Origin of the sequence: Kribbella sp. (genome assembly GCF_035655035.1) — a bacterium.
GTDB lineage: Bacteria > Actinomycetota > Actinomycetes > Propionibacteriales > Kribbellaceae > Kribbella.
In genome coordinates, this window is record NZ_DASRVN010000114.1 from 1 (window position 1) to 9,823 (window position 9,823).

Below are 9,823 nucleotides of genomic sequence, written 5' to 3' on the forward strand. Positions count from 1 at the left end.
CCCCGCGGGCGGACGGGTTTCGGCATATCGATACGCCGGCGACGATCCGCCGGCTGCAGCAGATGCACGCGACGATGTACACGTTCGGCATCTGGGACAAGGCCACCGACTGGGACGACCTGCGGCTGGAGTTCGCGCCGGCGGCGGCGCGGGCGGGGATCGACGTGATGGTGTACCTGGTGCCGCCGTCGGAGTGCTACATCAACTCGGCCCGGCATCTCGACGGGCGCTGTTCGCGGCCGTTCAACATGGACTACGTCCGCTGGGCGACCGAGATCGCGAAGCTCTCGCTGACCTACCCGAACGTCAAGTCCTGGGGCATCGACGACTTCCTGGTCGGGTCGAACAGCAACCTGTTCACCAAGGACTACCTCGGTCAGATCCGCGCCGCGATGAACGCGGTCAACCCGCACCTCAAGTGGTACGTGACGCTCTACAACTGGGACATCACCCCGGCCACCGCCGACAAGATCAAGGGCATCCTGGACGGGGTGATCTTCCCGTACACGGGCTACGTCAACAGCTCGATCGACCCCACCTGGCTCGAACCCCGCGTGGACGCGGCCCTCGACGTACTGCGCCCGGCCGGCCTCAGCCTGGCGCTGCTCGTGTACACCGGGCGGTTCCTCGACGGCATGATCCCGCCGGACGAGCGGTACGTCGCGGACGTGATGCGACGCGCCACGCCGTACCTCACCGACGGCCGCCTGGACGGGATCATCGCGTACGGCGCCCCCGTGCGGACGGATCTGCAGCAACCGGACTCGGACTACCACGGGTACTCCGGGAACGGCTGGCTGAGCCTCAGCGTCGGCAACTTCACCGCGACCACCGACGGGAGCTACGCCGCCGCCTCCCAGCAGATGGTTGTCACCGGCAACGGTCCGCGGTCGATCACCTTCCGGGACCGGGATCCTGATCAGGGCGGTCTACGCGGCTATCAAATGAAGCAGCTGCTGGTCGACGACCAGGTGGTCTGGCAGAGCGACGCCGAGGACGACGCCAAGAACACCTGGCTGACCACAACCGTCGACCTGACCAAAGCCCTGCAGGGCAAGACGTCCGCGAAGGTCACGTTCCGGCTGTTCGATCAGCACGGGGTCGGCTGGTGGCCGCTGGACTGGACCGTCGACGACGTCACCGGCCACGGCGTGGTCGTCCGAAACGGCGGCTTCGAGCGGAACCAGGACTGGGACCTGACCCGCAACCAGCCGACCATGCAGCCGTACATCGACGTGTTCTCGATCGACCGCCCGGCGCGGATCTTCAACGCGATCGGTACGGCGTACGCACGGTACCGCGGCCAGCCGTTCGTGCCGGTGAAAGGCCCGCGCGGGAACTCCGTACGGATCGGGCCGGAGAACCAGGCCATGTACGGCAACGGCCGGCTGGCGTTCACCGTGCCGAACGGGCCGCTGGCGGCGAACACCTGCGCCACCGCCAGCCAGCAGGTCAAGGTGAAGCCCGGTCAGCCGCGGTACGAGGTGTCCTTCTGGCACATCGATCCGGAGCAGGCGCGGTTCGGGGAGATCTTCAAGCAGTTGTGGGTCGACGGGCACCTGATCTGGTCCCGTGACGCCGGTGACTACTGGCCGTGGTTCTACATGAACGGTTCCGACCACCAGGGCGGGATCGACGTGACGGACTTCGTGAAGGGCAAGAAGACGGTGTCGATCCAGTTCGGGATCTGCACCCGGGGGGCGGCCACCAGCCCGGGCATGGTCGTCGGGTTCGACCACGTCGAGGGCATCAACCTCGACATCCACAACCCCGGCTTCGAGAACCGGTCGGCGTGGCAGCTGTCGGCGGACGCACCGCTCGGTGCGGCGATCGACATCGCTCGCTGAAACGAAACAGGCGCCCTCGGCAACCATCTGCCGGGGGCGCCTGCCTGTCGGTCGGACGATCAGTCGTTGCCGTTCGGGTTCGGGGCCGAGGCGCCCGCGCCGGAGCCGGCCGCGGTGCCGCCGACGGCGACCGGGAGCTCCCCGGTGACCAGGTACACGACCCGGCGGGCCATCGCGACCGCGTGGTCGGAGATGCGCTCGTAGTACCGGCTGAGCAGCGCCATGTCGACGGCGACCTCGACGCCGTGCGGCCAGGCGTCGTCCATCATCAGGCGGAACTGGTTCGAGCGGAGCTTGTCCATCTCGTCGTCGGTGGCCTCGAGCCTGGCGGCCGCCTCGACGTCGCGGGACGCGATCACGTCACCGGCGGCGTCGACCATCTTGCCGGCCACCGAGCCCATCGCCTCGATCACGTCGTGCAGCTCGTCCGGGATCGCGGGAGCCGGGTAGCGCATCCGGGCGATCTTCGACACGTGCGCGGCCAGGTCGCCCATCCGCTCCAGGTCGGCGACCATCCGGAGCGCGGCGACCAGCATCCGGAGCTCGTTGGCGACCGGCGACTGCCGCGCCATCAGCTCGAAGACCTTCTCCTCCACGCCCTCGCCGGCGGCATCGAGCTGGATGTCGGCCGCGATGACCTCCTCGGCCTTGCGGATGTCGGCCTCCAGCAGGGCGGCCGTGGAGCGGCGTACGGCGGTGGACACCGTCCGCGTCATCCGCTCCAGCTCGGCGAGGATGTCGTCGAGCTGCTCGTGGTAGCTGTCACGCATGGTGTTCGAATCCGATCTGTGGTGTCCGGTGCCGCGGTCGGGCACCAGCAAGGTACCCGCCCACCGGTGACCGTATGCCGTCGAGGTTGCCGGACGGCGACGAGTGGTGAACGCCTGATGAACAGTTGAGTCGTGTCCCGGTCATCCGGTGCTCATTCGGTCTTTCCCTGCTGGTTGCCCGCGTAGCATCGATGCCGTGGACCCCACGCTGGCTGCGGTGCTGGGCGGCGTCATCGGCGCGGCCCTGGCCCTGCTTTCGCTCGGAGCGATGATGCTGTCGGAGCGGGCCCAGCGCAAGATCCCGGAGTCCCCGGAGCCGATCGTCCCGGCCGGCGTCGCCACGGTGCTGTCGGTACTGCGGTCCTCGGCGGTCGTGATGGGCCCGGAGGACCAGGTGCTGCAGGCAAGCGCCCCGGCGCACGTGCTCGGCATCGTCCGCGGTGAACGGCTGGTCGTCGACGACATCCTGACGATGGTCCGCCAGGTCCGCCGGGACGGGGAGATCCGCCAGCAGGACCTGGAGATCGTCCGCGGCCGGCTCGGCGCCACGCAGTACGTCAGTGCCCGGGTGGCGCCGCTGGGCAGCCAGCTGGTCCTGGTGCTGGTCGAGGACCGGACCCGGGAGCGCCGCCTGGAGGCGATCCGGCGGGACTTCACCGTGAACGTCAGCCACGAGCTGAAGACCCCGGTCGGCGCGCTGATCCTGCTCGCCGACGCGGTCTCCGAGGCGTCCGACGACCCGGAGGCGGTGCAGCGGTTCTCGGACCGGATGCGGGTCGAGGCGTCCCGGCTCAGCCGGCTGGTCAAGGAGATCATCGAGCTGTCCCGGCTGCAGGGCGACGACCCGCTGGAGAACCCCGGACCGGTGGACATCAACGGCGTGATCGAGACCGCGGTGGACCGCTGCCGGATCGACGCCGAGGACCGCGACATCAAGCTGGTGGTGAAGACCGAGCCCGAGCTCGAGGTGCTGGGCAGCGAGGACCAGCTGGCGATGGCGATCGGCAACCTGGTCGAGAACGCCATCAACTACAGCCCGGACGGCACCCGGGTCGCGGTCGCCGCGCACCCGATCGGCGACCTGGTCGAGGTGACGGTGTCCGACCAGGGCGTGGGCATCCCGAGCAGTGACCTGGAGCGGATCTTCGAGCGCTTCTACCGGGTCGACCGGGCCCGCAGCCGGGAGACCGGCGGCACCGGGCTCGGCCTGTCGATCGTGAAGCACATCGCCTCGATCCACGGCGGCGACGTCCGGGTCTGGAGCGTCGAGGGCCAGGGCTCCACCTTCACCGTGAGACTCCCGTTGCGGTTCGAACCCGCACCGGGCCAGACCGACTCCGCCGTCCAGGAGGAGGCGGCCACAAACCTGGCGCCCACCCCGTCAGGTAGGCGGTCTGCATCGCAGGATCCTTCGCAGCCGCGGCGCCCGGACAGGCGCCTCGCTGCGTTGGAGGAGGAGCCACGATGAAACCCGCATCGAGGCACCTCCTCCGCCTTGCGATGCACCCGCCCGGACACCGCGGCTGCTGAAGCATCCCGCGACGCAGACCGCTAGATCGCAAAGGAGACAGCTTCGTGACCCGAGTGCTGGTCGTCGAAGACGAAGAGAGCTACAGCGACGCGCTGTCGTACGTACTGCGCAAGGAAGGGTTCGAGGTCGCCGTCGCGGAGACCGGGCCGGACGCGCTGGACGAGTACGACCGCGCCGGTGCGGACATCGTCCTGCTCGACCTGATGCTGCCGGGCCTGTCCGGCACCGAGGTCTGCCGGGCGCTGCGCAGCCGGGGCAACGTCCCGGTGATCATCGTGAGCGCCAAGGACACCGAGGTCGACAAGGTCGTCGGGCTCGAGCTGGGCGCGGACGACTACGTCACCAAGCCGTACAGCCCGCGGGAGCTGCTGGCCCGCGTGCGCGCCGTACTGCGCCGTGGCCAGGACGTCGAGCTGCTGCCGGACACCCTCGAGGCGGGGCCGGTACGGATGGACGTCGAGCGGCACGTGGTGACGGTCGGCGGGACCGAGATCCGGCTCCCGCTGAAGGAGTTCGAGCTGCTCGAGATGCTGCTCCGGAACACCGGGCGGGTGCTGACCCGCGGCCAGCTGATCGACCGGATCTGGGGCGCCGACTACGTGGGCGACACCAAGACCCTCGACGTACACGTGAAGCGGCTGCGTTCCAAGCTCGAGAAGGACCCGTCGAACCCGCAGCACCTGGTCACCGTGCGTGGCCTCGGTTACAAGTTCGAGTCCTGAGTCACACCCCCTGCGGGTCGCGACGACCTGTGGGGTTAGCTTAGGCTCTCCTTAGTTGAGGCAAGCTAAGGAGAGTCACTCATGTCCTGGTCCCGTACCAAGGTCGTCAGCGCCGTCACCACGGTGCTGCTCGCCACGACCACGCTGGCCGCCTGCGGCAGCGGCGGCGACAAGCAGGCCGTCGGATCGGCCGGTACGTCGTCCTCCGGGTTCCCGGTCACGCTGAAGAACACGTTCGGCGAGACGACCATCACCAAGAAGCCGGAGCGGATCGTCACGCTCGGCTGGAACGCCCAGGACGTGGTCTACGCGCTCGGCGAGACCCCGGTCGGGATGCCGAAGGTCACCTACGGGCAGACCGCCGACGGCGTCACCGCGTGGGACGCGGACAAGTTCGACAAGTCGAAGACGACGCTGCTGGACACCGGCGACAAGTACCCGTTCGAGAAGATCGCGGCGCTCAACCCGGACGTGATCCTGGCGCCGTACGAGGGGTTCGACGCGGCGACGTACAAGACGCTGAGCGACATCGCGCCGACCGTCGCGTACCCGGGGGCGCCGTGGCAGACCACCTGGCAGGACCAGACGCTGCTGGTCGGCGAGGCGCTCGGCAAGAAGGCCGACGCGGAGAAGCTGATCACCGGCATCCAGGACAAGATCAAGCAGGTCGCGGCCGAGCACCCCGAGTTCAAGGGGAAGACCATCACGGTCGGCTCGTTCGGCGCCGAGAACTACGTCTACATGCCCGGCGACCCGCGGGTGCAGATCCTGAACGAGATGGGCTTCAAGAACGCACCCGGCGTCGAGGCGCTGGAGAAGACCAACTCCAAGAAGGAGTTCTCGATGACGGTCAGCAAGGAGAAGGTCGCGGATGTGGACGCCGACGTGCTGATCGCGTACGTCGACGGGATCGGGACGCAGAAGTTCCTGTCCGACCCGGTCTACTCGTCGCTGAAGGCCGTGAAGAGCGGTAGTGCGTACCCGTTGCAGGACCAGCAGGTGATCTCCGGGATGAGCGCGGTCAGCGTACTGAGCGTCCCGTGGGTCCTCGACAAGGTCATCCCCGGCCTGTCCAAGGCGGCCGCGGCAACCAAGAACTGAGTCACCAGCAACCGACCGCGCGGGCCGTTTCAGTGGTTAACCACTGAAACGGCCGGGCGCCCGCGGGTGGGGTTACCCGCAGGTGGGGTTACCGGGCCGGCGGGGGTGTTGGGCCGGTGGGGTTACTGGGCCGGCGGGGGTGTTGGGGAGTAGTGGTCGTCGGTGAGGACCGGGACGTACGCGGTGACCGGGGCTGCCTTGCCGAAGGTGACGGTGACGTTGACCATCTGGCCCGGTAGGGCGCCGGTGACGGTGATCGCGGGGCCGTTGTCCTCGGCGCCCGGGATCGAGGCCGTCGGGGTCTCGGTCGGGCCGGCCGGCGTCGCCGACGTACCGGGAGTGGCCGAAGCGCCGGGCTTGGCCGGGGTGGCCGACGTACCAGGGGTGGCCGAAGCGCCGGGCTTGGCCGGAGTGCCGGGCTTGGCCGAAGCGCCGGGGTTGGCGGAGGCCTCGGCGGCGGTGGTGCCGGCCAGCATGAGGGCCGAGTCCGGCTGCAGCTCGACCGGGCCCTTGAGGCCGGAGAACGTGACCTGACCGGCCTGCCAGCTGCCGTCCTGGCCGTCCTGGGTGCCGGACGGGGCCTGCGAGATGCCGACCAGGGTGTCGGCGTCGGTGCCGTCGTTGACGATCACCCCGTGCAGCTCGCCCTTGCCCGCCGAGTCGGCCAGCACCAGCAGGTTGCGGAGCTTGATCTGACCGCTCTCGAGGTTCGTCCCCTCGGCAGCCTGGTACGGCTGCAGGGTCGGCGCATTGAAGCTCGCGCTGCACGCCCCCAGCGCGAGACTGAGAGTGGCGGCGGCACCCGCCAGCGCGGCGCGCCGGGCGAACCGCGAGGACAACGTGATCGGCACTGGAATCCCTCTCGTGCAAGCTGATTCGGCACTGTGTGCTGACAACCGTGGGCCTATCCTGGACCTATGGCCGCCACCGTCAGGCAGCGGCCTCCGGCGCCCCAAAGCGTAGCCCTCGGCCGTCGCGGGCCGGACGCCGGGATGCTCATCACCGATGTCCGAGGCAACGGCCCACATACGCACGTGGCATGCCGGAGACCGTTTGTCAAGGCGGGAAGTGGGCCCTGACCAGCGCAAACGCCCCGACCGGACCACGCGTCACGTGGTAGGATAGATCTTGGAAAGGGGCACTTCACACATGACTTTCACAGTCGGCGAGACGGTTGTTTACCCCAATCACGGAGCGGCCGTCATCGAGGACATCGAGACCCGTCAGATCAAAGGTGAGGACAAGACCTACCTGGTCTTGAGGATCGTCGCTCAGAACGACCTGGTCGTCCGGGTCCCCGCGTGCAACCTCGATCTCGTCGGCGTGCGTGACGTCGTGGATCAGGCCGGCCTGGAGCGCGTCTTCGACGTGCTGCGTGCACCGCACACGGAGGAGCCGACCAACTGGTCGCGACGCTACAAGGCGAACCTGGAGAAGCTGCACTCAGGTGACGTGCTCAAGGTGGCAGAGGTCGTCCGCGACCTGTGGCGCCGGGAGCGTGACCGCGGCCTGTCCGCCGGTGAGAAGCGGATGCTGGCGAAGGCTCGCCAGATCCTGGTCTCCGAGCTGGCCCTGGCCGAGCACACCAACGAGGACAAGGCCGAGGCCATCCTCGACGAGGTCCTCGCCTCCTAAGACTGTTCACACAGTCTGAAGTCGTAGTCCTGCATGAGTAGCGCGGTCGTGATCCCGGCGGCCGGGCTGGGGCTGCGTCTTGGTGGTGAGACACCGAAGGCGTTTCGAGAGGTCGGTGGCGATTCGCTGCTGGTCCACGCGGTGCGTGGCCTGAAGGCAGCGTCCGCCGCCGACCTCGTCTGCTTCGTGGTCGCCGTCCCGCCCGGTTCCGAGGAGTCGGTCGGCAAGGAGCTGGCGCCGTACGTCGGTGACGCGCGGCTGCTGGTGGTGGCCGGTGGCGCCGAGCGGCCCGATTCGGTACGGGCGGCGCTGGACGTGCTTCCGGTCGAGGGCATCGACTGCATCCTGGTGCACGACGCGGCCCGGGCGTTCGTTCCGGTGGACGCGATCGAGCGGGTGGTCGCGGCGGTGCGAGCCGGGGCCCAGGCCGTCGTACCGGTAGTGCCGGTGACCGACACGATCAAGGTCGTCGGGCCCGGTGGCGAGGTGGTCGACACACCCGACCGGTCGACGCTGGTCGCCGTACAGACGCCGCAGGGATTCGAGCCCGGTGTGCTGCGTCGTGCGCATGCGGCCGGGGCGGACGCCGGGGTGACCGATGACGCGATGATGTGCGAGCGCCTGGGGGTCACGGTGCAGACGGTCGAGGGATCGGCGGACGCGTTCAAGGTGACCCGCCCGCAGGATCTCCTGCTCGCCGAGGCACTGCTCGCGGAGAGGCGGCTGTCGTGAAGGTGCCACGGGTCGGCAGCGGAGTCGACGTACATCCACTCGAGCCCGGCCGCCCGATGTGGCTGGCCGGCCTGCACTGGCCCGAGGAACCGGCCGGCCTGTCCGGGCATTCGGACGGTGACGCGGCCGCGCATGCCATCTGTACGGCGCTGCTGACCGCCGCGCGACTGGGGGATCTGGGCTCGAACTTCGGGACCTCCGAGCCGGAATGGGCCGGTGCCGCCGGCGTCGAGTTGGTCGCGGAGGCGGCGCGCCGGGTGCGGGCCGCCGGGTACGAGATCGGCAACGTCACGGTCCAGATCGTCTGCAACCGGCCCCGGATCGGCGTACGCCGGGAAGAGGCCGAGAAGGTCCTGTCAGCCGCGTGCGACGCCGAGGTTTCGGTGAGCGCGGCAACCACCGACGGCCTGGGCTTCCCCGGCCGCGGCGAAGGCATCGCCGCCATCGCCACCGCCCTCATCTACTAACCGGCAGCTCGACCGGGGCTTTCGTGAAGCGGGCGGTGCGGGGGTCGAGTTCGTTGCCTTGAGGTTGGGTCAAGGGGGCGTAGAGGTCGGGGCGGCGGCCGCGGAGCCAGCGGCGGCCGGTGGAGAGCGGGAGGAGGGACAGGTCCAGGTCGGCGGTGGTGACCGATTCGGCGGGGACTGCGGTCTCGGCGATCATCCGGCCGTACGGGTCGAGGATCATGCTGTTGCCGGTGCGGAGCTCGTCGTCGTCGCGGCCGACGCCGTTCGAGAACAGGACGAACAGACCGTTGTCGTGGGCCCGTGACGGCAGCCAGCGCAGCAACCACTCCCGCCCGTTCGGCCCGTTGAACGCCGCCTCGACGGCGTCGGGATCAGTGCCCCGGTTCTCCCACACCGACAGCGGGATCGGCTTCATCCCGTGCGGGCTGCGCGAGTCGGTCCCACCTGTCTGATGTGGCGCGAGCAGAACCGTTGCACCGAGCAACGCCGTGATCCGGACGTTCTCGACCAGGTTGTTGTCCCAGCAGATCAGCACCCCGGCCCGGAACCCCCACGGTGTGTCGAAGACCGTGTACGTCGACCCGCTCGCGATCGCTTCGTGCTCGAACGCGTGCAGCTTCCGATGGACGTGCACCTGCCCGTCCGGCAGGCACACGGCGTACGCGTTGAACAACACACCGTCGTCCTCCTGGAGAAACCCGAAGCCGATCCCGGCGTCGAGTTCCTTGGCCAGGGCAACGATCCGGCGGACCGACGGCCCGTCGGCGGACTCGGCCAGGTCGTGGCGGCGGGCTGGTCCGGGGTCGGCTCGAACTGGACAACGGCTGCGCGGAAGGTCGTCATACAGCCATCGAAACGCCGACGCATCCATGACGTCCAATCACTGTTTGCACGGATTCCATATCCTGAAGTTATGGATCTGCGGCTGCTCCGGGCGTTCGTCACGGTTGCCCGCCTGCGGAACTTCGGGTCGGCGGCCGCCGAGCCGTCGACCAGCCAGCCGGCGTTGACGAAACAG

The 9,823-nt window shown here is 69.0% G+C and carries 11 protein-coding genes; 8 read left to right on the forward strand and 3 right to left on the reverse strand.

The genetic code is table 11. From position 1 onward, the window contains the following. The coding region (locus VFF46_RS06465) for a hypothetical protein (RefSeq protein WP_325036101.1) at nucleotides 1-1,847 on the forward strand (1,847 nt) is incomplete at its 5' end. A gap of 59 nt (nucleotides 1,848-1,906) precedes the next feature. Here VFF46_RS06465 and phoU read toward each other — a convergent pair. Next, the gene (phoU, locus tag VFF46_RS06470) at nucleotides 1,907-2,617 is read right to left on the reverse strand and encodes a phosphate signaling complex protein PhoU (RefSeq protein ID WP_325036103.1); all 711 of its coding nucleotides are present in this window, start codon (nucleotides 2,615-2,617) and stop codon (nucleotides 1,907-1,909) included. A 196-nt stretch (nucleotides 2,618-2,813) separates the two neighbouring features. Here phoU and VFF46_RS06475 point away from each other — a divergent pair, with 196 nt between their 5' ends. The 3 genes from VFF46_RS06475 (at nucleotide 2,814) to VFF46_RS06485 (ending at nucleotide 5,971) form a co-directional block, all read left to right on the forward strand. Beyond that, complete coding sequence (locus VFF46_RS06475) at nucleotides 2,814-4,085, forward strand: sensor histidine kinase (protein WP_325036104.1); 1,272 nt, start codon at nucleotides 2,814-2,816, stop codon at nucleotides 4,083-4,085. A gap of 107 nt (nucleotides 4,086-4,192) precedes the next feature. Further along, nucleotides 4,193-4,870 (forward strand): response regulator transcription factor, encoded by a 678-nt coding sequence (locus VFF46_RS06480; RefSeq protein ID WP_141858161.1) that lies wholly within the window; start codon nucleotides 4,193-4,195, stop codon nucleotides 4,868-4,870. Between the two features lie 81 nt (nucleotides 4,871-4,951). Continuing rightward, nucleotides 4,952-5,971 carry an iron-siderophore ABC transporter substrate-binding protein gene (locus tag VFF46_RS06485; protein WP_325036105.1) on the forward strand — a complete coding sequence of 340 codons (1,020 nt, stop codon included), beginning with the start codon at nucleotides 4,952-4,954 and terminating at the stop codon, nucleotides 5,969-5,971. 122 nt (nucleotides 5,972-6,093) lie between these two features. Here the strand turns inward: VFF46_RS06485 and VFF46_RS06490 are convergent, their stop codons facing one another. Beyond that, on the reverse strand, nucleotides 6,094-6,822 hold the full coding sequence (locus tag VFF46_RS06490; protein ID WP_325036106.1) for a hypothetical protein: 729 nt from the start codon (nucleotides 6,820-6,822) through the stop codon (nucleotides 6,094-6,096). Between the two features lie 298 nt (nucleotides 6,823-7,120). Here VFF46_RS06490 and VFF46_RS06495 point away from each other — a divergent pair, with 298 nt between their 5' ends. Genes VFF46_RS06495 through ispF form a run of 3 tightly spaced genes read left to right on the forward strand, consistent with a single transcriptional unit; the run spans nucleotide 7,121 to nucleotide 8,805 of the window. Further along, the gene (locus VFF46_RS06495) at nucleotides 7,121-7,606 is read left to right on the forward strand and encodes a CarD family transcriptional regulator (protein ID WP_130446326.1); all 486 of its coding nucleotides are present in this window, start codon (nucleotides 7,121-7,123) and stop codon (nucleotides 7,604-7,606) included. 33 nt (nucleotides 7,607-7,639) lie between these two features. Beyond that, nucleotides 7,640-8,338 (forward strand): 2-C-methyl-D-erythritol 4-phosphate cytidylyltransferase, encoded by a 699-nt coding sequence (ispD, locus tag VFF46_RS06500; RefSeq protein ID WP_325036107.1) that lies wholly within the window; start codon nucleotides 7,640-7,642, stop codon nucleotides 8,336-8,338. Between the two features lie 56 nt (nucleotides 8,339-8,394). Then, nucleotides 8,395-8,805 carry a 2-C-methyl-D-erythritol 2,4-cyclodiphosphate synthase gene (gene ispF, locus VFF46_RS06505; RefSeq protein WP_325036109.1) on the forward strand — a complete coding sequence of 137 codons (411 nt, stop codon included), beginning with the start codon at nucleotides 8,395-8,397 and terminating at the stop codon, nucleotides 8,803-8,805. Here the strand turns inward: ispF and VFF46_RS06510 are convergent. Continuing rightward, on the reverse strand, nucleotides 8,795-9,676 hold the full coding sequence (locus VFF46_RS06510) for a nitrilase-related carbon-nitrogen hydrolase (protein ID WP_325036108.1): 882 nt from the start codon (nucleotides 9,674-9,676) through the stop codon (nucleotides 8,795-8,797). The genes ispF and VFF46_RS06510 overlap by 11 nt on opposite strands. A gap of 42 nt (nucleotides 9,677-9,718) precedes the next feature. Between VFF46_RS06510 and VFF46_RS06515 the strand changes: the two genes are divergently transcribed. Then, nucleotides 9,719-9,823: LysR family transcriptional regulator (locus VFF46_RS06515; RefSeq protein WP_325036110.1), on the forward strand; the 105-nt coding region annotated here is incomplete at its 3' end.

What these genes read in the sequence shown, in the direction of transcription:
- phoU (WP_325036103.1), bottom strand. Translation starts at nt 2,617, where the DNA reads ATGCGTGACAGCTACCACGAGCAGCTCGACGACATCCTCGCCGAGCTG.
- VFF46_RS06485 (WP_325036105.1), top strand. Translation starts at nt 4,952, where the DNA reads ATGTCCTGGTCCCGTACCAAGGTCGTCAGCGCCGTCACCACGGTGCTG.
- VFF46_RS06495 (WP_130446326.1), top strand. Translation starts at nt 7,121, where the DNA reads ATGACTTTCACAGTCGGCGAGACGGTTGTTTACCCCAATCACGGAGCG.
- ispD (WP_325036107.1), top strand. Translation starts at nt 7,640, where the DNA reads ATGAGTAGCGCGGTCGTGATCCCGGCGGCCGGGCTGGGGCTGCGTCTT.
- ispF (WP_325036109.1), top strand. Translation starts at nt 8,395, where the DNA reads ATGTGGCTGGCCGGCCTGCACTGGCCCGAGGAACCGGCCGGCCTGTCC.
- VFF46_RS06510 (WP_325036108.1), bottom strand. Translation starts at nt 9,676, where the DNA reads ATGGATGCGTCGGCGTTTCGATGGCTGTATGACGACCTTCCGCGCAGC.